General features: G+C 30.2%; 22 protein-coding genes. 8 read left to right on the top strand and 14 right to left on the bottom strand.

Annotation, left to right across the window (positions count from 1 at the left end; all coding sequences use genetic code 11):
- Positions 1 to 56: 56 nt before the first annotated feature.
- The 5 genes from B5464_RS09745 to B5464_RS09725 all read right to left on the bottom strand — a co-directional run bounded on the left by B5464_RS09745 (position 57) and on the right by B5464_RS09725 (position 2,907).
- Positions 57 to 329, bottom strand: a complete 273-nt coding sequence (locus tag B5464_RS09745) for a hypothetical protein (RefSeq protein WP_077811193.1) — start codon at positions 327 to 329, stop codon at positions 57 to 59.
- Between the two features lie 5 nt (positions 330 to 334).
- Positions 335 to 610 (bottom strand): ATP-dependent Clp protease adaptor ClpS, encoded by a 276-nt coding sequence (locus B5464_RS09740; protein WP_077811192.1) that lies wholly within the window; start codon positions 608 to 610, stop codon positions 335 to 337.
- A 20-nt stretch (positions 611 to 630) separates the two neighbouring features.
- The gene (gene prmA, locus B5464_RS09735) at positions 631 to 1,464 is read right to left on the bottom strand and encodes a 50S ribosomal protein L11 methyltransferase (protein WP_079738208.1); all 834 of its coding nucleotides are present in this window, start codon (positions 1,462 to 1,464) and stop codon (positions 631 to 633) included.
- Between the two features lie 76 nt (positions 1,465 to 1,540).
- Positions 1,541 to 2,299 (bottom strand): triose-phosphate isomerase, encoded by a 759-nt coding sequence (gene tpiA / locus B5464_RS09730; RefSeq protein ID WP_079738207.1) that lies wholly within the window; start codon positions 2,297 to 2,299, stop codon positions 1,541 to 1,543.
- Positions 2,300 to 2,412: 113 nt separating this feature from the next.
- Positions 2,413 to 2,907 carry a TlpA disulfide reductase family protein gene (locus B5464_RS09725; protein ID WP_079738206.1) on the bottom strand — a complete coding sequence of 165 codons (495 nt, stop codon included), beginning with the start codon at positions 2,905 to 2,907 and terminating at the stop codon, positions 2,413 to 2,415.
- Positions 2,908 to 3,004: 97 nt separating this feature from the next.
- On the opposite strand from B5464_RS09725, the gene pyrF reads away from it, so the two are divergent.
- The gene (gene pyrF, locus B5464_RS09720; RefSeq protein ID WP_079738205.1) at positions 3,005 to 3,814 is read left to right on the top strand and encodes an orotidine-5'-phosphate decarboxylase; all 810 of its coding nucleotides are present in this window, start codon (positions 3,005 to 3,007) and stop codon (positions 3,812 to 3,814) included.
- Positions 3,815 to 3,817: 3 nt separating this feature from the next.
- Positions 3,818 to 4,582 (top strand): ABC transporter substrate-binding protein, encoded by a 765-nt coding sequence (locus tag B5464_RS09715; RefSeq protein ID WP_079738204.1) that lies wholly within the window; start codon positions 3,818 to 3,820, stop codon positions 4,580 to 4,582.
- Positions 4,583 to 4,654: 72 nt separating this feature from the next.
- Here B5464_RS09715 and B5464_RS09710 read toward each other — a convergent pair whose 3' ends face one another.
- The 6 genes from B5464_RS09710 to B5464_RS09695 all read right to left on the bottom strand — a co-directional run bounded on the left by B5464_RS09710 (position 4,655) and on the right by B5464_RS09695 (position 11,451).
- Positions 4,655 to 6,271, bottom strand: coding sequence for a RagB/SusD family nutrient uptake outer membrane protein (locus B5464_RS09710; protein WP_079738203.1), 1,617 nt, complete (start codon positions 6,269 to 6,271; stop codon positions 4,655 to 4,657).
- Positions 6,272 to 6,297: 26 nt separating this feature from the next.
- Positions 6,298 to 9,417, bottom strand: coding sequence for a SusC/RagA family TonB-linked outer membrane protein (locus B5464_RS09705; RefSeq protein ID WP_079738202.1), 3,120 nt, complete (start codon positions 9,415 to 9,417; stop codon positions 6,298 to 6,300).
- Positions 9,418 to 9,675: 258 nt separating this feature from the next.
- Complete coding sequence (locus tag B5464_RS14455; RefSeq protein WP_172830877.1) at positions 9,676 to 9,852, bottom strand: hypothetical protein; 177 nt, start codon at positions 9,850 to 9,852, stop codon at positions 9,676 to 9,678.
- 68 nt (positions 9,853 to 9,920) lie between these two features.
- On the bottom strand, positions 9,921 to 10,625 hold the full coding sequence (locus B5464_RS09700) for a DUF4197 domain-containing protein (RefSeq protein ID WP_079738201.1): 705 nt from the start codon (positions 10,623 to 10,625) through the stop codon (positions 9,921 to 9,923).
- A gap of 55 nt (positions 10,626 to 10,680) precedes the next feature.
- A complete protein-coding gene (locus B5464_RS14450; RefSeq protein WP_172830876.1) occupies positions 10,681 to 10,845 on the bottom strand; it encodes a DUF5522 domain-containing protein in 165 nt (54 codons plus the stop codon).
- 63 nt (positions 10,846 to 10,908) lie between these two features.
- Positions 10,909 to 11,451, bottom strand: coding sequence for a DUF4136 domain-containing protein (locus B5464_RS09695; protein WP_079738200.1), 543 nt, complete (start codon positions 11,449 to 11,451; stop codon positions 10,909 to 10,911).
- A gap of 177 nt (positions 11,452 to 11,628) precedes the next feature.
- Between B5464_RS09695 and B5464_RS09690 the strand changes: the two genes are divergently transcribed.
- The 5 genes from B5464_RS09690 to B5464_RS09670 all read left to right on the top strand — a co-directional run bounded on the left by B5464_RS09690 (position 11,629) and on the right by B5464_RS09670 (position 18,527).
- On the top strand, positions 11,629 to 15,060 hold the full coding sequence (locus tag B5464_RS09690) for a methylmalonyl-CoA mutase family protein (RefSeq protein WP_079738199.1): 3,432 nt from the start codon (positions 11,629 to 11,631) through the stop codon (positions 15,058 to 15,060).
- Positions 15,061 to 15,486: 426 nt separating this feature from the next.
- The gene (locus tag B5464_RS09685; RefSeq protein ID WP_079738198.1) at positions 15,487 to 16,026 is read left to right on the top strand and encodes a sigma-70 family RNA polymerase sigma factor; all 540 of its coding nucleotides are present in this window, start codon (positions 15,487 to 15,489) and stop codon (positions 16,024 to 16,026) included.
- 67 nt (positions 16,027 to 16,093) lie between these two features.
- Positions 16,094 to 16,657, top strand: a complete 564-nt coding sequence (locus tag B5464_RS09680; protein ID WP_079738197.1) for a PAS domain-containing protein — start codon at positions 16,094 to 16,096, stop codon at positions 16,655 to 16,657.
- Positions 16,658 to 16,738: 81 nt separating this feature from the next.
- On the top strand, positions 16,739 to 17,626 hold the full coding sequence (locus tag B5464_RS09675; protein WP_079738196.1) for a dienelactone hydrolase family protein: 888 nt from the start codon (positions 16,739 to 16,741) through the stop codon (positions 17,624 to 17,626).
- A 79-nt stretch (positions 17,627 to 17,705) separates the two neighbouring features.
- Positions 17,706 to 18,527: a class I SAM-dependent methyltransferase gene (locus B5464_RS09670; protein ID WP_079738195.1), complete on the top strand. Its 822-nt coding sequence runs from the start codon at positions 17,706 to 17,708 to the stop codon at positions 18,525 to 18,527.
- A 44-nt stretch (positions 18,528 to 18,571) separates the two neighbouring features.
- Here B5464_RS09670 and B5464_RS09665 read toward each other — a convergent pair whose 3' ends face one another.
- The 3 genes from B5464_RS09665 to B5464_RS09655 all read right to left on the bottom strand — a co-directional run bounded on the left by B5464_RS09665 (position 18,572) and on the right by B5464_RS09655 (position 21,848).
- Positions 18,572 to 20,536 (bottom strand): YgiQ family radical SAM protein, encoded by a 1,965-nt coding sequence (locus B5464_RS09665; RefSeq protein WP_079738194.1) that lies wholly within the window; start codon positions 20,534 to 20,536, stop codon positions 18,572 to 18,574.
- A 129-nt stretch (positions 20,537 to 20,665) separates the two neighbouring features.
- Complete coding sequence (locus tag B5464_RS09660; RefSeq protein ID WP_079738193.1) at positions 20,666 to 21,394, bottom strand: DJ-1/PfpI family protein; 729 nt, start codon at positions 21,392 to 21,394, stop codon at positions 20,666 to 20,668.
- A 94-nt stretch (positions 21,395 to 21,488) separates the two neighbouring features.
- Positions 21,489 to 21,848, bottom strand: coding sequence for a dihydroorotase (locus tag B5464_RS09655; RefSeq protein WP_079738192.1), 360 nt, complete (start codon positions 21,846 to 21,848; stop codon positions 21,489 to 21,491).
- 183 nt (positions 21,849 to 22,031) lie between these two features.
- Here B5464_RS09655 and B5464_RS09650 point away from each other — a divergent pair, with 183 nt between their 5' ends.
- Positions 22,032 to 23,945 carry a CocE/NonD family hydrolase gene (locus tag B5464_RS09650; protein ID WP_079738191.1) on the top strand — a complete coding sequence of 638 codons (1,914 nt, stop codon included), beginning with the start codon at positions 22,032 to 22,034 and terminating at the stop codon, positions 23,943 to 23,945.
- The last annotated feature ends 8 nt before the right edge of the window (positions 23,946 to 23,953 follow it).

Genomic DNA, 23,953 nt, shown 5'->3' with positions numbered 1-23,953 from the left:
ATAAAAGTCACATGGTTTTTATAAAAAAATAAAAAAACTTGAGATTCACCTCAAGTTTAGCCTAAATATTGCCTCAATGCAATTCTATGTTCTGGTTTACTTTTATCGTAATTTTGAACTACTAGTTCTAAAATTTCTGGCGCTTTTTGCCCTACTTCTTTTTTATTTGAAAATTTAGAAACATATAAATTATATATTGAATCTTCTTTCTCGAAAATTAAAAAATGAGTTTCATTTAAATCTGTAAAACAAATTTCATTCCCAGAAAAAGAACCTGACTCATCTTTAAAAAAGTCAGAAAACTCGAAATACTTAAAAACGTTTTCCATACACCTTATATTAATTCTGCTGATAAACCTAATTGTAATAATTTAGAGCATCTTGGCTCTAAATCTTTAAATTCACCAGACTTTACAGTACACTTACCTTTATAATGCACTAAAGTTGCACATTGTTCTGCTTGCTCTACTGTATGATCACAAACACTTACTAAAGAATCTATTACATGATCAAAAGTGTTCACATCATCATTATGCAAAACTATTTCGTGCTGAAAAACTTCCTGCTCTAATACGTCTACCTCTTCTTGATTTTTTTCTTTTGTGCTCATATTATAAATATATTAAAAATTTATTTATTGTACTTTAACGCCACCCAATCGTTTCTCTTAATAAAAGTCTCTAGCTTTAAATTGTATTTAGAAACTTCTGCATCTATAACAGGAATATCATCTTCATAGAACCCGCTTAATAACAAAACGCCGTTTTCATTTAAACATTCTGTATAGATTTTCATATCCATTAATAAGATATTTCTATTAATGTTTGCAATAATTACATCGAATTTTTTATTAATTAATAATGATGAATCTCCCTCAAAAACAGCAATATTCTTACAATTATTTCTAGCTACGTTTTCTAATGAATTTTCGTAGCACCAATTATCTATATCTATAGCTTCTAACTTAGAAGCTCCTTTCATTTCTGCAAAAATTGCTAAAATACCTGTACCGCATCCCATATCTAAAACAGATTTACCTTCTAAATCTAAATTTATTAAATGTTGTACCATCATATGTGTAGTTTCATGATGACCTGTACCAAAACTCATTTTTGGCTCTATAACAATATCATATTTTAAATTAGGGTTTTCATGAAAAGGTGCACGAATACTAACTAAATCATCTACTTTTATTGGTGTAAAGTTTTTTTCCCATTCTGCATTCCAGTTGGTTTGTTCTACTTCATTTTTTGAATACTCTATAGAAAACTCATCAGAATTTAAAACAAAAATAGATTCTAGAATTTCTTTATTCCATTCGCTTTTCTGAATATAAGCTGTTACTCCGTTTTCATTTTCTACAAAACTTTCAAAACCAACGTTTCCTAACTCTGCTATTAAAATTTCTGTTGCTGGTTCTTTTGGTGAAACAGTAAAATTGTACTCTATATATATGTTATCCATAATTATTATATCAAAAAAAATGCATCGAGAAAATATCTCGATGCAAATTTATTGGTTTTCTTTTAAAGTTACCTAATTAGATAGCATTAATAATTCCTGTAAAATCTTCTACTTTTAAAGCTGCTCCTCCTATTAATCCTCCGTCTACATCTGGTTTAGAGAAAATTTCTTCAGCATTTGCAGGTTTCACACTTCCGCCATATAAAATAGAAACACTATCTGCTACTTCTTTAGTATACTTTTTCTCTATAATACTTCTAATAAAAGCGTGCATTTCTTGTGCTTGTTCTGGACTTGCAGTTTCACCTGTGCCTATTGCCCAAACTGGTTCGTAAGCTAAAATTATGCTACCCCAATCTTTTGCTTCTAAATGAAATAAAGCGTTAGAAAGCTGGCTTTCTACTACTTTAAAATGATTATCTGACTTTCTATCTTCTAACAATTCGCCAAAGCAAAAAATTGTTTCCATACCGTTTTCTAAAACCGCATCTACTTTTTCTGTCAATGCAGCATCAGTTTCGTTAAAATAAGTTCTTCTTTCAGAATGACCTAAAATTACAGTTTCTACTCCGATAGCTTTTAACATATCTGCAGAAACCTCACCAGTAAAAGCACCATTTTTGGCCTGATGCATATTTTGAGCAACTACTTCTATCACAGATTTTTTTGCCGCTTTAACAGAAGATGATAAGTTTACAAAAGTAGGCGCTACTATTACACGTGTATTTTCTAACGGTAAATTTTTAATCGCTTTTTTTAATGATTTTATTAAACTTTTACTTTCTTCTTTATTGTTATTCAACTTCCAATTTCCTGCAACAATCTTTGTTCTCATAATTATTATTTTAAAAGCTTTAACAGCTATATTTTTAATTTTAATTTCTGATGTAAATTTAAGAAATGGAACTTAAATTATTAGTTACAATCGAAATTAGTTACTAAAACGATTTATATAGCTTTATTTAGAGCATCTACAATAGCTCTATCTGAAGCCCTTGTTGCATTAAACAGTAAGATTTCTCCTTTTTCATCAACAACTAAATACCTAGGAATCCAACTAAGGTTTATAAAATCCACAAAGTCGCCGTTCTTCATTCCTTTAGGTAAATTATAATGTTCTCCATTAATTTGAAATCTTCTAATTCCATTTTTCCATGCCGTTTGACTTTTATCCACAGATAAAAACAAAAAAACTACATCTGGATATTCTTTTTGAAGATTCTTAACACTTGGCAAACCCTTTAAACAATCTGAACACCAAGAGGCCCAAACATCTATTACAATTTTCTTACCTTTATATTTATCTAAAACACTTTTAAAAGTTTTTTGAGAACCTTTTAAATCAAAAACAACTTCTTCTAAAGCTAAATTTGAAAATTCGGTTGGCTTTTCTAAATTACAACTAGAAATGATTACTACTAAAATTAATAAGATTTTTTTCATCAGAGATACATAATAATTTATTTTATGGTCTTCTTTACTTATTAAATCTTACAAATTAAAGTGAAATTAAGTATTTTTGTAAAACTTTATTAAAATTATGACAACACAAGAATTAGTAGCTCAAATTAGAAAGAAAAAATCGTTTTTATGCATCGGATTAGATGTAGATCTAAACAAAATTCCCGAGCATTTGCTTAAAGAAGAAGATCCTATTTTCGAATTTAATAAAGCAATAATTGACGCTACACACCATTTATGTGTTGCCTATAAACCAAATACCGCTTTTTATGAAGCTTATGGTTTAAAAGGATGGAAATCTTTAGAAAAAACAATTAGCTACTTAAATAAAAAGTATCCAGAAATTTATACAATTGCAGATGCAAAACGTGGTGATATTGGAAACACCTCTACAATGTACGCAAAAGCTTTTTTTGAAGATTTAGCATTTGACTCTGTAACTGTTGCGCCTTATATGGGTAAAGATTCTGTAGAACCTTTTTTAGCTTTTGAAAACAAACACACCATTATGTTGGCATTAACTTCTAATGAAGGTGCTTTTGATTTTCAAACAAAAAAAATTGATGATTTAGAAGTATATAAACACGTATTAGAAACTTCTAAATACTGGCAAAACTCTCAAAATCTAATGTATGTTGTTGGAGCAACAAAAGCCGAATATTTTAAAGAAATTAGAAAAATAGTTCCAAATTCTTTTCTACTTGTACCAGGTGTTGGTGCACAAGGCGGTAATTTAGAGGATGTATGTAAGTATGGTTTATCAGAAAACATTGGACTTTTAATAAATTCTTCTAGAGGAATTATATATGCTTCTAAAGATGCAAACTTTGCCAATGAAGCTGCTAAAAAAGCCGAAGAACTTCAGGTTAAAATGGCTACTTTAATATAAGTATTGAAAGACGATTTAAGAATCATATCATTAGTACCTAGCATAACCGAACTGCTTGTCGATTTAGGTTTAGAAGCTCAAATTGTTGGTATTACAAAGTTTTGTGTACATCCTAAAAATCTTTTAAAAGAGAAAACAGTGGTTGGTGGCACAAAAAATATCAAGATAGATAAAATTGAAGCTCTAAACCCAACAATTATTCTTTGTAATAAAGAAGAAAATACAAAAGAAATCGTAGTAAAATGCAGTAAAATCACTATAACTCATGTTTCTGATTTGTTTACTATTAAAGACGTGCTTAACTTAATTGATTATTACGGAAAAATTCTTTTTTGTGAAGATAAAGCTTCTGAAATAATTTCAGAAATTGAATTAAAATTGAACGATTTTAATCAGTTTATTAAAAATAAACCTACCTTAAATGTTGTTTATTTTATATGGAAAAACCCATGGATGATTGCTGCTAATAACACTTTCATTAATCACTTATTAGAAATAAATAATTTTAACAATATTTATAAAAATTTAAGTCGATATCCTGAGATAAATATTGATGATTTAAAAACCCGAAACATAGATTGTATCTTTTTATCATCAGAACCTTTTCCTTTTCAAGAAAAAAATAAAAATGATTTTACTTCTAACTCGAAAGTGTATTTGGTTGATGGCGAGTATTTTTCTTGGTACGGAACAAGACTTATAAAAGCGTTTGATTATTTTAAAAAATTAAGAAACGATATAGAATCATTTAATGCTTTAAGTAATTAGTTTTGTAAACTAAAATTTAGCACAAAAAAAACCACCTTTTTAAAGGTGGCTTTTTGCATATATAAATCAGATTTAATTTTGATCTGCTTCAGTTAAATTTGGATTTGCATCAATTTCTCTTTGAGGAATTTTCCAGATCCAGGCATCATTTAAAGAAGGTTTGTCTTGTTTAAATCCGGCTTGATACAATACTTCTGCAGCTCCAGAATTTGTTAAATCAATACCTTCATCCCAACGAATGTGATCTAACCAACTAAACCCTTCTCCGTATAACTCTACCCTTCTTTGAAGTTTAATTTGATCCATTAGTTTTTCTTTTGTATCGAAAACAGTTACATCAAAATCACTATCTCTTTCTTCAGCTAAAGGTTTTAAAGCTGTTTGAGCACCAGTTACATCGTTCATCATAGCTTCTGCTTCTGCTTCAATTAAATACATTTCAGAAGAACGCATATAAATCACATCATCTGGATCTATAGTTCCTGGATTTTTTTGTCTAAATTTTACATGCATGTAAGGATGAGTATTATGTCTTGTTGTAACACCCCATTTACTTACAATTTCTGCTTTAGCTGCATCAAACTCCTCTTCAGTATCGTAGTTAGGATCTGTTAAAAAGCTTCCTCCTTCACCATTTGCAGCTGCACCATTTGTATTAGGAGCCATTGGTAAAAATAAATCTGCCCTGTAATCTGTATCCGGAATCGCATCGTAAACTTCTTTACTTATTGTTTTAGGATTACCTCTGTTTTGACTTCCTTGAAAGGTAGGAGAAATATAATAGAAATAAGAACGGAAAAATGTAGTTTCAGATTGAATTACATTACCTCCCCAAATTACTTCTGATAAATCTACTGTGTTAAACCCAGACTTCCAATCTGCTTCGTTAATTAAGGGATAACCTTCACGAGCTTTCTTTGCCGCATCAGAAGCAGCTTGCCAATCACCTTCAGATAAAGCAACTCTAGCTTTGATACCATATGCTGCATTTATATTTAATTGAGATTTATCTACTCTTGCAGATGCATTTTCAAAAAGTTCAATAGATTTTCCTAAATCTAAATTTATCTGATCATAAATAGCCTGAACAGAAGATCTTGGTTCACTTGTATAAGGCGCTTCTGTTTTAAATAACAAAGGCACACCAGGGTCTGTAGATGGATTACCAATTAAATATCCTTTAGCATAAGTTGTAACTAAAGAATGATAAGCCCAAGCTCTATACGCATAGGCCTGCCCTAATATATTACTCATATTAGCATCGATGGTTAAACCATCTTCTTCTACTTTATTAATTATTGCGTTACAACTAGCTATAAAATGATAACGTTGATACCATAATTGGCTTACTGATTCAGAAGTTTCTAAAGTATGAACATTCCATTGTAATTCTGCTCTCATCCATCCATTAGCCCTAGCCGTATGAATTAAATCTCCAGTTAAAACATCAAACATCGGAATCCAGTATTGCATACCAGCTCTACTATTAGATCCACCAGGAATTATACCTGCTTGAGCATACATTAATTTATGTAGCCCATTTAAAACCAATGCCATATTTTCTGGCGTAGACAATGCATCTCCTGCAGAAATTGCATCTGTTGGTTTAGTTTCTAAAAAATCTTCGTTACATGATGTTAAAGTGATCGTTAAAACCACTAGCAACAATGCGCTTATTTTTTTTAACATAATTATTCTTTATTTTTTATTATTTATTAAAATGACACATTTAAACCAAAAGTTATAGTCTTAGATGGATTAAAATCATTTCCAGAAGGAGTTCCTCCTAAATTATACTGTGGATTTAAACCTGTTCTAGCACTTTGTAAAAATAAATTTTCACCAGAAACATAAACCCTTAAACTATTTACACCAAATTTCTCTGTAATATCACTATTAAAAGCGTAACCAAAGTTTGCATTTTTTAAAGCTAAAAAAGAAGCACTAGTTAAAAATCTAGTTGATTGTGCCTGAACTTGATCTGTATTTCCAACTTCTAATCTTGGTACACTTGTAATATCACCTGGCTGTTTCCATGCGTTTAAAGCATCTGGGTGATATGAATCTCCGTATGATCCTGAATGCATCATATCTGAATATCCGTAATCTAAAAACTTACCTCCAATACCATAAGTAAATAATAAATCTAAAGAGAAACCTTTATAAGAAAAAGAATTAGATATAGAACCTAATACATCTGGAATAGTAGTCTCATCTGCATATGCTCTACCTGCATCTTGCCAACTATTGGTAGTATCGTGATTACCGTCTGCATCTAAAACAGGTACTCTATCTCCATTTTCTCCGTCTTCAAACATATAATATAATGCATCTCCGTTAGCAGGATCTACACCAGCTGAATGAAAAATATAAAAATCATACCTAGATCTTCCTTCTTCCCATCTTTTTGACCCAGTAACAAAAGGATCTGGTAAAGACGTAATTTCATTTTTAAATGTAGAAGCTTGTACACTTAAATCCCACTTAAAATCATTCTTGTTAATTAAATGCCCTGTTAACCCTAATTCATAACCAGAATTATACATATCTGCAATATTAAAAGGAGCAGAATTTATACCATTAGATAAAGGTATTGGTAAGTTGTATAATAAATCTGTAGAATTCTTTTTATAGTATTCTATAGAACCTTCTAAGAAATTATTAAATAAACCGAATTCTAAAGCAACATCCCAACTACCTACAGTTTCCCATGTTAATTCATTATTTCCTGGATCAGTAAAAACTAGACCAGGTGCACCTGCATTAGATGTAATACTGTATAAAGCTTGAGAAATAAAGAACCCTAAGTTATCGTTACCTACTTGACCATAAGATGCTCTTAATTTTAAACGATCTATAAATGAAACGTTTTCCATAAATTTTTCTTGGTCAATTCTCCAAGAAGCTCCTAAAGAATAAAAGTTACCCCATCTAGCGTCTCTACTAAAAGAAGACGAACCGTCTCTTCTAGCCGAAGCTGTTAAGTAATATTTATTGTCAAAATTATAGTTTAATCTAGCAAAATAACCTTCTACTCTTTTTAAAGTACTAGAACCATTTAAACTAACTGGCACAGAAAAATTGTCGAATTCAAATATACCACTTGCAGTTTCTGTAGTTGCTAAAGCATTATTATTAGAAAATGCTCTATCATAGCTTTCGTGACCTGCAGTAATATCAAAATTATGCACATCATTAAAAGATTTTTTAAAGCTTAAAACTTGAGAAAAGTTTTGCACATCTCTTCTAAATCTAGTTTCACCATATCTAGCAGTAGGTTGTCCGTCTCCTACAATTGGATTTTCATAACTTTTATTAATTCCTTCATTAATATCTCTACCATAATTAAATTTTAAATTTAGTCCTTCTGCTAATTTAAAATCTGCATAATATCTAAAACCATAAGTATTATTTCTATTTAACTCATCGTTTAAAATAGCTTCTGCTATAGCATGACGACCAGCATTGTATGGTCTTGAACCTTGATTTAAAGAAAAATCTCCTTCTCCTAGATCATACTGAGGATTACCAGCAGCATCTAATATTAAGTTACCATTTGCGTCATTTAAGTAAACTGGATAAATTGAAGCTATGTTTTTAGCAAAAGCAAATGGATTTGCGATACTAGTTCCTCTAGATGGGGGTCCTTTAGATTCTGATATCGAAACGTTTGCACTACCTCCGATAGACAACCATTTGTTAACATCAAAATCTGCATTAAGACGAGTAGTAATTCTATCGAATTTAGATGTTATTATATAACCTTCTTCTTCTAAATAAGATGTAGAGAAAAATACTTTGTGATTCTCACCACCAGTAGCCACATTTACAGAATGATTAACTCTTGTACCAACCTGATCTAATTCGTCATACCAGTTTAAACTTTTATAAATTAAATTAGCGTTTGGATTTAATTTACCATCTACACCAACTATTTGATCATTAGCAACATTAAAAGGGTTATAACCTAGACGATTATAAATTTCTGCTGAAGCTCTCGATTCTCTATCTGCTCCTGTTAATGAGTTCTTGTAAGCTTCCCACATTAACTCGTAATATTGACCAGGATTAGCATAATCATATTCTGGTATACCTCTAGTTACTAAACCATACTGTGTAGAAAAGTTTACTTGTGTTTTACCTTTAGTACCACTTTTAGTAGTAATTAAAACTACACCATTTGCAGCACGAGCACCATAAAGAGCTGTTGAAGCTGCATCTTTAAGAATAGTCATAGATTCGATATCTTCTTGATTTATTGTATTTAACGAACCTTCAAATTGAATACCGTCTACAATATATAAAGGTGTAGCTGAACCATTTAACGTACCAACTCCTCTAATAACGATTCCTGGGGAAGAACCTGGTTGACCAGAAGAAGATACTATTTGAACACCAGTAGCCTTACCTTCTATAGCTGCAATAGGTGATGTAACATTTCTTAATGCTAAATCTTTAGCACCAACCACATCTGCAGAACCTGTAAATGCAGCTTTTGTTGTTGTACCATAAGCCACAACAACAACTTCATCTAAAACTCTACTATCTTCTTTTAAGCTTACGTTAATAACATTAGAGTTACCTATTATTTTTTCAATAGTTTTATAACCTAAATAACGAAATACTAAAACATCTCCCTTGCTTGCATTTATCTTGTAAACACCATCAAAATTTGTTTCTGTACCATTGGTAGTTCCTTTTACCAAGACACTAACACCTGGCAAAATACCAGAAGGGTCAGTTACTGTTCCAGATACTGAAACTTGCTGCGCATTTGCCACAATTGCTCCCATAAAGAGAAATAGCAACAAAACATTCTTTTTAATTTTTTTCATAAAATATTTGAGTTGAATTATTATTATAAAACGAATCTAAATATTATGTTAAGAATGAAGGTTGCAAAAGAAAAAATTAACACAAGTGTGATAGATACTTTAACAATTCCTTAACGAATAAGGATTGTAAGTTGAATTTTTTAAGGAAAATTTATTAAAACATAAAATCTACAAAGAATAATTTAACAAAACTTGTTAAATAAAAGTTAATTAAAAACTTAAAAAACTAAAAATGAGAGACATAACTTTGAAAAAAAATTAACGTTGCAAGTAATTAAGTTTGTTTAATTTTTCTAAAATTCTCATGGCTTTATATGCAGCAAAATCGCTTATAGTTTCATCTATAAAACGATAGCTGTTAGATTTTTCTAACAATTTAAAATAACTGTCTTCTAAATGCTTACTGTAGGTTTGTAGTTGATGTATACGTGACATAATTAAAACAATTTGTCTTTAAATATAATAAAATATTTAAAGACAAATTGTTAAAAATCAGTATTTTATTAATCTTGTAAAGCAAAAACTTGCTTTAGTAGCGCTGTATTTCTTAATCCAACTTTTTCTCTAATTCCTTTTTCTTCAACCTCTATCATCGTAAATACTCCTTTTAAGGCTTCTGTAGTTACATAATTCGTTAAATCTGGATTTACTTTTTTAACAAAAGGAATATTATTGTATTTTGATATTAAATTATTCCAAACCTTGTCTGCACCAACTTTAGAAAAAGACTTATCTATTACAGGTGTAAAACTTGCATATAAATTTTGCTCTGTCTTTGTTTGCAAATAATTAGTTGCGGCGTTTTTATCTCCTAAAAGGATGTTTTTTGCATCATTAAAAGTTATTTCTTTTACCGCATTTACAAAAATTGGTGTGGCAGTTTTAACAGCATCCTCTGCCGCTCTATTTAAAACCTTAATACCTTCATCAGCTAAATTACCTAACCCTAAACTTCTTAAACCTTTATCTACAGCCTGAAGTTCTTCTGGTAAAATTATTTTAACTAATTCGTTTCTATAAAAGCCATCTTTAGAGGTTAACTTGGTAACTTGATTCTTGATACCGTTATCTAAAGCTTGTCTTAAACCATTACCAATTTGATCTTGGGTTAAGCCACCTCCATTAGGTAAATTCTTTACTACATTTTGCAACTCTGCACAACCTACAAATTGAAGCGCTACAACTAAAACTAATATTCTTTTTATCATTATTTATTTTTTTACAGTTTATATTAAGATACTTTTAAAATTTTAAAGTCACTATTTATTTAAAAGAATCTGTTTTTTTATCATAACCATAAGGGCAATGTTTACAACCACTTTTACAACAGTAACCTCTTCTAAGATGAAACTTTTCTGTAAAAACCTTATAACCCTGCTCATTTATATAGTAATCGCCTTCTTCTAAAGGAATTCTTTTATTATACATACTGCAAAAGTATCAATTTAAAACATAAAAAAAGCGCTCTTACGAACGCTTTTCAATTAAATATTATTCTTTTTTTTCTGGAGGAAATTTAGACACAATTTCTTTTACAAACTCCTTTATTCTTTCTTCCTTTTTTTCTCTGTTCTGAACTTTTAAGGCACCTGTACCAACACCTTGCCAAACCAACTCTTTTTTATTTTTATCTATAAAATCAATAAATAAAGTACCTTCTGTATACTGCGACACATTAATATTATTGTTGCCATTCCACATCCAAGGATTCCATCCCCAACCAAATCCATAACCTAAATTATTATTTTGGTTTACATTCACTTTTTCTCTAGATTTTGTAAAAATACTCACTAACATATCTGGGTTTGTAGACTTTGTGAACCCTAAAAGCAATAACTCACTTTCTATAGCATTCAAAATTCTTTTTTTATCCAAATCTGAAATAGCTGCTTTATCTATGCCTGTTTTATAAAAAGCAAAGGTTTTGTACTTATTAAAGTCTACTTTTGTATCGTAATCTGTAACTACTTTTACAGAATTACACGACGAAAAAACAATAACAAATAGCAATAACGTAATTTTAATATATCTCATAATGATTATTTTAACAGTTAAATTCTGCTTTAAAATACACCAATTATTATGCCATATTTAAAGAAATTAAGCAACATCAACTTAATAAGATATTTTTAATTTATAAAACCATAAAGAATTGTAGAATTTTTTAAGATTTTCGTAAATTGCAACTTCAAATTATAACATTTATTACGAATGGAACAAATTACACCATATAAACCTACATATAAAGTTAGAATAGTAACAGCTGCCGCTCTTTTTGATGGTCATGATGCTGCTATTAACATCATGCGAAGAATTATACAATCTACCGGCGTAGAAGTTATTCATTTAGGCCATGATAGATCTGTAGAAGAAGTTGTAAACTGCGCAATACAAGAAGATGTAAATGCCATTGCAATTACTTCTTACCAAGGTGGTCACAACGAGTATTTTAAATACATGTACGATTTATTAAAAGAAAAAGGCGCTGGACACATCAAAATTTTTGGTGGCGGTGGCGGTGTAATTCTTCCGGAAGAAATAAAGGAATTAATGGATTACGGTATTACAAGAATTTATTCTCCGGATGATGGTAGAGAATTAGGTTTGCAAGGAATGATAAATGACTTAGTACAACAATCTGACTTTGCAATTGGAGATAAACTTGATATTGATGTATCTAAATTAGCCGAAAAAGAAATCGGGAATATTGCAAGAGTAATTTCATCTGCAGAAAACTTTCCTGAAATTGCAAAGGATACTTTAGATGACATCCATAATAAAAATAAGAATTCTAAAACTCCGGTTTTAGGAATTACAGGAACCGGTGGAGCAGGAAAATCTTCTTTAGTTGATGAGTTGGTTAGACGTTTTTTAATTGATTTTCCAGAAAAAACAATTGGTTTAATTTCTGTTGATCCATCAAAAAGAAAAACTGGTGGTGCACTTTTAGGTGACAGAATAAGAATGAACGCAATTAATAACTCTAGAGTTTATATGCGTTCTTTAGCAACTCGTCAATCTAACTTAGCTTTATCTAAATATGTAAACGAGGCGGTAGAGGTTTTAAAAGCTGCTGAATTCGATTTAATTATTTTAGAAACTTCTGGAATTGGGCAATCTGATACAGAAATTATAGAACATTCTGATACTTCTTTATATGTTATGACGCCAGAATTTGGTGCTGCTACTCAATTAGAGAAAATAGACATGTTAGATTTTGCTGATTTAGTTGCAATTAATAAGTTTGATAAAAGAGGTGCTTTAGATGCTGTTAGAGATGTAAAAAAACAATATATGCGTAATAATAATTTATGGCATATACATCAAGATGACTTACCTGTTTACGGCACAATTGCTTCTCAATTTAATGACCCAGGAATGAATACTTTGTATAAAAGTATTATGGATAAATTGGTAGAAAAAACAAATGCTGATTTGAAATCTAAAATGGAAATTACCAAAGAGATGTCAGAAAAAATCTTTGTAATTCCGCCGGCAAGAGTTCGCTATTTATCTGAAATTGCAGAGAATAACAGAGCTTACGACAAAACTGCTAACGACCAAGTTAAGGTTGCGCAAAAGTTATACGGAATTCATAAAACTATCGAATCTATTGTAGAAAAATCCGTAGCAATTACAAAAGCTGGTATCGATTTAGATACAATAATTAGTGATTTAAACAATGATGATACTGATTTTGTAAAATTATTAGTAGCTCAATTTGAAAAGGTTAAACTAAATTTAAATCCTTACAACTGGGAAATCATTTTAAATTGGCAAGAAAAAGTAGAAAAATATAAAAACCCTATTTATACGTTTAAAGTACGTGATAAAGAAATTAACATAGAAACACATTCAAAATCACTTTCTCATACGCAAATACCAAAAGTAGCATTACCTAAATATGAAGCTTGGGGTGATTTATTACGTTGGAATTTACAAGAAAATGTTCCTGGAGAATTTCCGTTTACAGCAGGTTTGTATCCGTTTAAAAGAACGGGTGAAGATCCTACAAGAATGTTTGCTGGAGAAGGAGGACCAGAGAGAACTAACAGACGTTTTCATTATGTAAGTTTAGGAATGGATGCCAAACGTTTGTCTACAGCTTTCGATTCTGTTACTTTATATGGTAATGATCCTGGTGAAAGACCAGATATTTATGGTAAAATTGGTAATGCCGGAGTTTCGATTTGTTGTTTAGATGATGCTAAGAAATTGTATTCTGGTTTCGACTTAAGCCATAATATGACATCAGTTTCAATGACAATTAATGGTCCTGCACCAATGTTGCTAGGTTTCTTTATGAATGCTGCCATCGATCAGAACTGCGAAAAATATATCAAAGAAAATAATCTTGAAGCAGATGTTGAAGCAAAATTCAAAGAAATTTATGATGATAAAGGATTAGAAAGACCAACCTATCAAGGTAATTTACCAGAAGGAAATAATGGTTTAGGACTAATGTTGTTAGGTTTAACTGGTGATTTGGTTTTACCTTCAGATGTTTATCAGCAAATTAAAAAAGACACTTTAGCGCAAGTTAGAGGAACTGTACAAGCAGATATTTTAAAAGAAGATCAAGCACAAAATACTTGTATTTTTTCTACGGAATTCGCATTACGCTTGATGGGAGATGTACAAGAATATTTTATAGAAAAACAAGTAAGAAATTTTTATTCTGTTTCTATTTCTGGTTATCATATTGCAGAAGCTGGCGCAAACCCAATTACCCAATTGGCGTTAACTTTATCTAACGGATTTACCTATGTAGAATATTATTTAAGCAGAGGAATGGATATTAATAAATTCGGACCAAACTTATCTTTTTTCTTCTCTAACGGAATTGATCCTGAATACTCTGTAATTGGTAGAGTTGCTCGTAAAATTTGGGCAAAAGCCATGAAAAATAAATACGGAGCAAATTCTAGAGCACAAATGTTAAAGTATCATATTCAGACTTCTGGTAGATCTTTACACGCCCAAGAAATAGACTTTAATGATATTAGAACTACGTTACAAGCTTTATATGCAATAAACGACAACTGTAATTCTTTACACACAAATGCTTATGATGAGGCAATTACAACACCTACAGAAGAATCTGTAAGAAGAGCAATGGCGATTCAGTTAATCATTAATAAAGAATTAGGTTTAACTAAAAATGAAAACCCGATACAAGGTGCTTTTATTATCGAAGAATTAACAGATCTTGTTGAAGAAGCCGTTTTACTAGAGTTTGATAGAATTACAGAGCGTGGTGGTGTTTTAGGAGCTATGGAAACAATGTACCAACGTTCTAAAATTCAAGAAGAAAGCTTGTATTATGAAACACTAAAGCATAACGGAGAATTCCCAATTATTGGTGTTAACACGTTTTTAAGTTCTAAAGGCTCACCAACAGTGCAACCAGCAGAAGTTATTAGAGCAACAGAAGAAGAGAAAAAACATCAAATTCAAACTAAAGAATTATTAAACAAGGCGAATCCTAAAAAAGTTGCTGCTCAAATTGAAATTTTACAAGAAGCGGCAATTCAGAATGAAAACTTATTTGATAAGCTAATGGAGGCGACCAAAGTTTGTTCTTTAGGACAAATTACAGAAGCGCTGTTTAAAGTTGGTGGACAGTATAGAAGAAATATGTAAAAAAAATATTCTTATCACAATTAGTAAACTCCGCATAAATTATGCGGAGTTTTTTTATATAAACTTACTGCGTTACTTAAAACTTTTTAATAGCGTTTTTAGCTACTTTTTACTTCAATCAATTGTACATTAAAGTTCAAATCTCAATTCTTTTTAATAATACTATTATTTTAAATAAAAAAGATTTTAAATTAATGCGTCTTTTTAAACTTTTTTGAGTCTATTATATGAACATTAAAACAAATATCATGAAAAATAAAAATTGTACATGCGATTGTAATGGCTGCAAAAACGGATCTTGTAAAGACTGCACATGTGTTAATTGCACATGTAATTCTTGTAATTGCTAAAAATTAATTTACAAAAAACGAAACAATCTTAACACTTTAAAATTGTTTCGTTTTTTATATTTTTTTATATTTAAAAATGACTACTAAAGAAGTTTGGACATTTCATTCTGATGATTTAAAAAATTTTATACTAAGTAAAGTAAAAAACTCTGAAATAGCAGATGATATTTTACAAGAAACTTTTATAAAAATACACACCAATATTCATACTATAAAAGATTTAAATAAATTAAAATCTTGGTGTTTTACGATTGCTAGAAATTCTGTTTTAAATTATTGGAAAACCACAAATCAAACTTTTGAAATCGCAAATTTCGAATCTGAAACGAACATTGCTCTGAATAACCACACAGAAAAAGATTGCCTTAGAGGAATTATACAAAGTCTTCCAGAAAAATATAGAAAACCATTATTTTTATCTGATATCAAAGGTCTAAAACAACAAGATATTGCCTTTAAATTAGAACAAAGTTTATCAACCACAAAATCTCAAATTCAACGTGCAAGAAAACTAATTGCAAAAGGCTTTATTGATTGTTGTGGCTTTAAATTCGATAAAAAAGGGAATTTAATAGGTGAAATTCAAGATAAAAAGGACTGTAAAGTCTGTAAATAAGTTTTTTAACACAAATTCTAAGCATTTTTTTATAGCTTAGCTTTTTAATTTAAAAACTCTTTTTATTATGAGAAATAATTTGGCTGGTATGATGTGTTTAGATTTGTTTATGTCTTCACAAAATGAACACGATTATACGTATTTAAAAAGTCAAATTTCATCTTCGGATTTTCTTAAAGCCCCAATAAAAAGTTTTGACTTTTACATAGATTATTTTACTGATGAAATAAAAAAAATCAACAGAAAAAACGATATCAATACAATAAAAGACTTTGCAAATAAGTTTAATTGGTGTAATGATGTAGATGCTATTTTTAAAAATCAAGATTTCGAAACAATTGTGCTTACGAATAAAGATCAAGAAATTATTTGGGTGAATGATGGCTTTAAAAAAATGACAGGTTTCAGTAAAAAGTACGCTATTAACAAAACGCCAACTTTTCTTCAAGGAGACAATACATGTGAAGAGACAAGAGCTAGAATTAGAAAAAAATTAATAGCAAACAAGCCTTTTGAAGAAACAGTTTTAAATTATAAGAAAGACAAAACTGCATATAAATGCGAAATTAAAATCTTCCCTTTATCAATAAGAAACACAACGCATTATATAGCTCTCGAAAAGGCAGTTTAACTTAAACTTAACCGTTAAATATAATATTTACTTCATTTTTAAGTACTTTAGATTTAAATTAGAATCCTAAATAAAAGCAACATGCAAAATTTAAAAAAAGAAGATATAAGTCAAGAAGTTTTTGATTTATATGACGATTATGCGCACAATAAAATGGACAGAAAAGAATTTTTACAAAAACTTTCTTTATTTGCTGTTGGTGCAATTACCTTACCTTCTTTATTAAGTTTTATTTCTCCTAATTATATTGATGCCATTACGGTTCAACCAGACGATCCTAGATTAAAATCAGAAACAATACATTACGAATCTCCAAAAGGAGGTAAAAAAATGAATGGTTTACTTTCTAAACGTGCAAAAAACATTAGAAAACTACCTGGTTTAATAGTAGTTCATGAAAATAGAGGCTTAAATCCGTATATAAAAGATGTTGGCAGAAGAGCTGCTTTAGACGGTTTTATAACATTAGCTCCAGATGCATTAGCCCCTTTAGGAGGTTACCCAGGAAGTGATGATGAAGGCAGAGCAATGCAAAAGAAAAGAGATCGAATAGAAATGCTAGAAGACTTTATTGCTGGTTACAATTATTTAAAAAATCATAAAGATTGCAACGGTAAAGTTGGTGTAGTAGGTTTTTGTTTTGGCGGATGGATTTCTAATATGATGGCGGTAAGATTACCAGAATTATCTGCTGCTGTACCTTATTACGGTAGACAACCAGAAGCAAAAGATGCAGTTAAAATAAAAGCTCCTTTACTTTTACAATATGCTGGTTTAGACAAAAGGGTAAACGAAGGTTGGCCTGCATTTGAAAAAGTATTGAAAGAAAATAAAATAACACATACTGCGCATTTTTACCCAGAAGTTAATCATGGTTTTCATAACAATACAACACCAAGATTTGATGAAGCTGCTGCAGATTTATCTTGGGAAAGAACTATTGCTTTCTTAAAAACACACGTTAGATAATATTTATTTACAATCACTTTTACGGTTTTATACTTAATTGTTTTAAATTATTTACTTTTAACTTTTTTAAAAGTACAACTTGAAGAAACAGCAATTAATTAGCAAAGAATTAGAAGATTTTTACAACAAAGCTTCCGAAGAAACTCGCCTAGAAAAAGGTATGGGAATTTTTGAATTTGAACGTATTAAAGAATTAATACAACTTCATATTTTAAAAGATAAAATTACTGTTGTAGATGTTGGTGGTGGAACTGGCAAATATTCTGAATGGTTAGCGAAACAAAATCATACAGTACATTTAATAGAACCTGTTTTAAAACATATAAAACTTGCAGAAAAAAGAGCAAAAAAATTAAAAAGACCTTTCTCTGTAACTATTGGCGAAGCAAAAAAACTTCCTTTCAAAGACAATTCAGCAGATTTAGTGATATTACATGGCCCTTTATATCATCTACAAAAAAGAGAGGATAGAATTGCAGCAATATTAGAAGCAAAAAGGGTTCTTAAAAAAGGCGGAATTATTTTAGGTTTCGCAATAAACGCAACTGCATCTACTGTTGTTGGGCTAATGAACGGAATGATACATGCAAATTCATTTTTTGATATGTGTAAAAAAGAATTAACTACTGGCGTGCATAACGCGCCTAAAGATTTTCCTTTTTTATTAGCTGATGCCTATTACCATAAACCTGCAACTTTAAAAACAGAGTTTTTAGAGCAAAACCTTTCTTTTATAAATCTTTATGCTGTTGAAGGTATGATTTGGTTAGACAATGAATACTTTGCAAATATGTTAGATAAAAAGAAATCTAAAACTTTAAAATCTTTACAGAAATTAACTCAGAATGACGAGTATTTACTTCCATTTAGTCCGCATATGATGATTGCTGTAAAAAAATAACCATTAAATCATAGTAAATTTAATGGTTATCACTTTTTATTAATTTATCGTCTTCTTTTTTTAGAAGAACTTCTACTAACTTTTTTCTTTCTTCTATTAAAAGGAACAGCATCATCAAAAGTATTTTTAGCAGGTTTTGCTTTTTTATTCTTTTGCCACGAATTTGTTTCAGGTAACAATACTTTTAATAAATCTGGCCTACCAACTTTACTTAACGTATTTCGAATCCAATCTTTATTTTCTTTTTTGTACCAAAAGAAAAATTTATGCTGATCTTCTCTTTCCTTTTTCGTTTTAGGAGTTTTGGTTGGCTTTAATGTATACGGATGATAACCTGAATAATAAATTACGGTTGCAACAGTCATAGGCGTTGGTGTAAAACCTTGAACTTGCTCTAACTGAAAGCCCATATCTTTGGTTTCTGCAGCTAAATTTGCCATATCTTCTACTTCACTTGCCGGATGACTTGAAATAAAATAAGGTATCAATTGTAGATTTAATCTTCTCTTGATATTTATTTTGTCAAAACGCTCTTTAAATAAATGAAAATATTTAAAAGAAGGTTTACGCATCAACTTTAAAACAGGATCAGATGTATGTTCTGGCGCAACTTTTAAACGACCAGAAACGTGTTTTGTCATTACTTCTTCTGTATACGCATCTAATTCTTTTGCATCTGCATTTTTATTGAATTCTGGCACCAACATGTCATGTCTAATTCCACTACCAATAAAAGATTTTTTTATCTTCGGATGTTTATCTACAGCTTGATATAATTCTGTTAAAGGTTTGTGAGAAGTATCTAAATTAGAACAAATTACTGGCGAAATACAACTTGGTGCAACACACTTATCGCAAATAGATTGTACTTTACCTTTCATTTGATACATATTTGCAGACGGACCACCAATATCAGATAAATATCCTTTAAAATCTGGCATATTTGCCACTTTATCAACTTCCTTTAAAACAGATTCTTGACTTCTACTTGCAATAAATTTACCTTGATGCGCAGAAATTGTACAAAAACTACATCCACCAAAACATCCTCTATGTATATTTATTGAGAATTTAATCATTTCAAACGCAGGTATTGGTCCACGTTTGTTATATTTTGGATGCGGTAAACGAGTGTAAGGCAAATCGAAAGACCCATCAATTTCCTTTTCTGTCATTGTTGGGTAAGGCGGATTAATTACCAAGGTATTCTCTCCTATTCCTTGTAGAATTCTTCTAGCTTTTAATTTGTTAGATTCTTGTTCTATCACTTTAAAATTAGACGCAAATGTTTTTTTATCTTTTAAACATGCTTCATGAGAATTAATTGTAACATCTTCCCAACCATTAACTACAGGTATTTTTTCTTCTTTTTGATTGATTAAAACCGCAGTTTGTTTAATGTTTTTTAAGCTAGAAAAAGGCACACCTTTTTGCAACAACTCTACAATTTCTCGTAAAGGCTGTTCTCCCATTCCATAAACCAACATATCTGCTTTAGAAGTTTCTAAAATAGAAGGCAGTAACTTATCCGACCAATAATCATAATGAGTTACACGTCTTAACGATGCTTCAATTCCGCCAATCAAAACAGGTACATCAGGAAACTTTTCTTTTAAAATTTTAGAATATACAGAGGTTGCATAATCAGGTCTAAAACCTTTATCTCCGTTAGGTGTATATGCATCTTTATCACGTCTTTTTTTGCTTGCTGTATAATTAGAAACCATCGGATCCATACAACCTCCAGTAGCGGCAAAGAATAAACGAGGCTTACCTAATTTTTCAAAATCTTGTAAGTTATCGTTTACACTTGGTTGTGGTACAATTGCCACACGCAAACCATAACTTTCTAAAATTCTACCAATTACAGCAGGCCCAAAAGAAGGATGATCTACATAAGCGTCTCCGCTAAATAGAATCACGTCTAATTCTTCCCAACCTCGAATTTTAACTTCTTTGTTTGTAGTTGGTAACCAATCTGTTAGTTGATGTTTCTTTGTTTCTTGCATAGTTTGCAAAAATAAGGAGAAAATCTGTCAACTACTTAGACTTAAAAAGAATTTTTGTGTTTTTTGATGAAAAACAAGGTCTACAAGAAATACGCAAGTAAATAGGAATTAATTACGCAAAATTATTGCTTAATCTACAATTAAATGTGGTACATTTTCTAAATTCCAATCTATAACTAAACCACCTGCTAACGATTTCGCTATTTTCTTTCCGTACAAATACTCGCATAAATACAAAGACGCTTCAAAAGATTTTGCGCCACCAGCAGAGGTAATTACGTTACCGTCATGCACAAATAAAACTTCTTTTCTAATATCTAAATCTGGAAACGTTTCTCTCATTTTATCTATATCACTAGGAAAAGTTGTCGAAATTTTATCTTTTAACAACCCTGCTTTGGCTAATACAAAAGCACCGTCGCAATGTGAAGTAATAAAACTTGCATCTTTAGCAGCTTGTTTTACAAAATCTATCATTTTTGTATCATCTAAATCTGTATCTAAATGATGTTCTGCAGAAGGCACAACTAAAATATCTATTTTAGGTAACTTATCTTTTAGATAATTATAATCTGGTAAAATCCTCATTCCTTCAAATGTTGTAACAGCTTCATTTGTATTTGCTACCGTAAAAACATTCATAGCTTTTATATTTTTTCTAAAAATAGTATGCTGAAAAATATCAAATGGTGCTGTTAGTTCGGTATTAAATGTACCGTCCATAATAAGAAATGCAACATTATATCTTCCGTCTACTAATGTTGGTAATGGTTTTTCTTTTATCTCTACTTGTTCTACTTTTTTATTTGAGCAACTCAAGCTAAAAAAACACAAAAACAATAAAAATATATTTTTCATAAGTATAGAATTTTAAGAAATCACAATATAAAGCATAAAAAAAACTTTCTAAGAAGAAAGTTTTTTAATTTTAATATAGTTAATAAAAGCAAAATTAGCTTGCAATTAATTCTTTAGAATTTAATGCTTTATTTAAATCTACTTTAATGTATTTGTGGCTTTTAAAAAAATAACGTCCAGATGTAAGTTGAATTACAGCTTCTAAACTACCATCTTTTTTTTCTTCTAAAGAAGTAACTTTTACTTCTTTATTTACAACATTTTTATAAGTTGCAATACCACCTCTTTTAATAATAAAGTTGTTTCTAGGAAATTTAATGTGCTTATAATTATTCATTTCAACTTTGCCTACTGTAAAAACATCACCTACTTTAATAGCGTCACTTTTAGATTGAGCAAAATTAGAAAATGACAAAAAACAACACATCACAAGTGTAAAAATTGAAGTTTTCATAATTTATAGTTTTTAAATTTATCAATACAAAAATAAAAGATAAAGTCTAAAAAACCATATATAACTAGAAGACACAATCAATTTTAAGAAATAATTATGATTTTAACTAAGCCTCTTCTATGCTTTACTAGAGCAATTTAAGTTAAGTTTTTGTAGTTTTATAACCACAAACCAATCATCATTATGAAAACAAAATTTATCTTATTATTATTTAGCTTTTTTATCATCACTTCTTGTGAAAAAACAACAGAAAAAGAAAAGAAAAAAGACTCTTACGTTGCAGATAATTACACAAAAAAAGAGGTTGATATCGAAATGCGAGATGGTACTAAATTGCATACCACAATTTATTCACCAAAAGATACTTCTAAAAAATACCCTATTTTAATGCAAAGAACTCCGTATAGTTCTGCGCCATACGGAGAAGGTAAAATGAAATCTAAAATTGGCCCGAACGTTCATCTAATGAAAGAAGGCAACATTGTGGTTTATCAAGATGTTCGTGGTAGATGGATGAGTGAAGGTGTTTATGACAACATGCGCGCTTACATTCCTAACAAAGAAGCAAACCAATCTGATGAAGTTTCTGATACTTACGATACTATCGATTGGTTGGTTAAAAATGTTGAGAATAATAACGGAAACGTTGGTACTTGGGGAATTTCATATCCTGGACATTACGCTACTGTTTCTTCTATAGATGCACACCCGGCATTAAAAGCTGCTTCACCTCAAGCAAGTATTGGTGATTTTTTCTTTGATGATTTTCATCATAACGGAGCTTTTTTATTAAGTTATTTTAGAGCAATTTCTTTATTTGGTACTTATAAAGACACACCAACAGATTCTGCTTGGTACTCTTTTCCTAAAATGGAATCTAAAGATCAATATCAATTTTTCTTAGACAAAGGACCTTTAAAGAATTTAAATGAATATTTTCAATATGACAAGTTAGATGTAACTTCTGCTGAAAATAAAGATAGAATTGATGATTTTTTCTGGAAGGAAATTGTAGAGCATCCTAATTATGATGAAAACTGGAAAAGTAAAGGAATCATTCAGCATTTAAACAGAGTTCCATCTACAGTTGCAACAATGGTTGTTGCTGGTGAGTTTGATGCAGAAGATTTATACGGACCTTTAGAAACTTACAAAGCTATAGAAAAACACGGTAAAGACAATTATAACACATTGGTTTTCGGCCCTTGGGATCATGGTAAATGGTCTAGAACTGGCGTAGAGAATTATGTTGGTAATTATTATTTTGGCGACTCTATTTCTTTAAAATTTCAAAAAGAAATTGAAACTAAATTTTTTAATCATTTCTTAAAAGGAAATGGAGATAAAAACTCTGGTTTACCAGAAGCCTATGTTTTTGATTCTGGTAGAAAAGAATGGAAATCTTATGATACTTGGCCACCAAAAAACATTGTAAAAGAAAACTGGTTTTTATCTGAAAACCAAGAACTAACTGCATCAAAAAAATCGACGAAAGCTGTTAAGTTTATTAGTGATATTAAACATCCTGTACCTTATTCTGAAGACATTAAAACGGTTTTTACACCAAGAAAGTATATGACAGATGACCAACGTTTTGCCGCTAGAAGACCAGATGTTTTAGTATTTGAAACAGATGTTTTAACTGAAGATTTTACATTAGCAGGAGACATTTTAGCAAAATTAAAAGTAGCTACTACAGGTTCTGCAGCAGATTGGGTTGTAAAGGTTATAGATGTACATCCTGATAATGTAAAAGAAGACAATAAAAAACTTCAAAACCACTTAAAAATGAGCAACTACCATTTAATGGTTAGAAGTGAAGTTTTAAGAGGAAGATTTAGAAATAGTTTTGAAAAACCAGAACCTTTTACTCCAAATAAAAAAACCGCTGTAAATATTAAATTACAAGACGTTTTTCACACATTTAAAAAAGGACACAAACTACAAATACAAGTGCAGAGCACATGGTTTCCTCTAATCGATTTAAATCCGCAGACCTATGTAGATAACATTTACAAAGCAGATGAAAAAGATTTTAAAACTCAAACCCACACTGTATTTACAGATTCTTCAATAGAATTTTCTGTTTTAAAATAAATAATAAC

It is taken from the genome of Polaribacter sp. KT 15, from assembly GCF_900143115.1.
In the GTDB taxonomy this organism is placed as follows: Bacteria; Bacteroidota; Bacteroidia; order Flavobacteriales; family Flavobacteriaceae; genus Polaribacter; species Polaribacter marinaquae.
This window is presented reverse-complemented; position numbering and strand designations above follow the sequence as displayed.

Excerpts from the sequence above, each read along its gene's own strand:
- pyrF (WP_079738205.1), top strand. The coding sequence starts at position 3,005 with ATGACAACACAAGAATTAGTAGCTCAAATTAGAAAGAAAAAATCGTTT.
- B5464_RS09665 (WP_079738194.1), bottom strand. The coding sequence starts at position 20,536 with ATGCAAGAAACAAAGAAACATCAACTAACAGATTGGTTACCAACTACA.
- tpiA (WP_079738207.1), bottom strand. The coding sequence starts at position 2,299 with ATGAGAACAAAGATTGTTGCAGGAAATTGGAAGTTGAATAACAATAAA.
- B5464_RS14455 (WP_172830877.1), bottom strand. The coding sequence starts at position 9,852 with ATGTCACGTATACATCAACTACAAACCTACAGTAAGCATTTAGAAGAC.
- B5464_RS09690 (WP_079738199.1), top strand. The coding sequence starts at position 11,629 with ATGGAACAAATTACACCATATAAACCTACATATAAAGTTAGAATAGTA.
- B5464_RS09710 (WP_079738203.1), bottom strand. The coding sequence starts at position 6,271 with ATGTTAAAAAAAATAAGCGCATTGTTGCTAGTGGTTTTAACGATCACT.
- B5464_RS09655 (WP_079738192.1), bottom strand. The coding sequence starts at position 21,848 with ATGAAAACTTCAATTTTTACACTTGTGATGTGTTGTTTTTTGTCATTT.
- B5464_RS09685 (WP_079738198.1), top strand. The coding sequence starts at position 15,487 with ATGACTACTAAAGAAGTTTGGACATTTCATTCTGATGATTTAAAAAAT.
- B5464_RS09700 (WP_079738201.1), bottom strand. The coding sequence starts at position 10,625 with ATGATAAAAAGAATATTAGTTTTAGTTGTAGCGCTTCAATTTGTAGGT.
- B5464_RS09660 (WP_079738193.1), bottom strand. The coding sequence starts at position 21,394 with ATGAAAAATATATTTTTATTGTTTTTGTGTTTTTTTAGCTTGAGTTGC.
- B5464_RS09705 (WP_079738202.1), bottom strand. The coding sequence starts at position 9,417 with ATGAAAAAAATTAAAAAGAATGTTTTGTTGCTATTTCTCTTTATGGGA.
- B5464_RS09680 (WP_079738197.1), top strand. The coding sequence starts at position 16,094 with ATGAGAAATAATTTGGCTGGTATGATGTGTTTAGATTTGTTTATGTCT.
- B5464_RS09650 (WP_079738191.1), top strand. The coding sequence starts at position 22,032 with ATGAAAACAAAATTTATCTTATTATTATTTAGCTTTTTTATCATCACT.
- B5464_RS09740 (WP_077811192.1), bottom strand. The coding sequence starts at position 610 with ATGAGCACAAAAGAAAAAAATCAAGAAGAGGTAGACGTATTAGAGCAG.
- B5464_RS09745 (WP_077811193.1), bottom strand. The coding sequence starts at position 329 with ATGGAAAACGTTTTTAAGTATTTCGAGTTTTCTGACTTTTTTAAAGAT.
- B5464_RS09695 (WP_079738200.1), bottom strand. The coding sequence starts at position 11,451 with ATGAGATATATTAAAATTACGTTATTGCTATTTGTTATTGTTTTTTCG.
- B5464_RS14450 (WP_172830876.1), bottom strand. The coding sequence starts at position 10,845 with ATGTATAATAAAAGAATTCCTTTAGAAGAAGGCGATTACTATATAAAT.
- prmA (WP_079738208.1), bottom strand. The coding sequence starts at position 1,464 with ATGGATAACATATATATAGAGTACAATTTTACTGTTTCACCAAAAGAA.
- B5464_RS09675 (WP_079738196.1), top strand. The coding sequence starts at position 16,739 with ATGCAAAATTTAAAAAAAGAAGATATAAGTCAAGAAGTTTTTGATTTA.
- B5464_RS09725 (WP_079738206.1), bottom strand. The coding sequence starts at position 2,907 with ATGAAAAAAATCTTATTAATTTTAGTAGTAATCATTTCTAGTTGTAAT.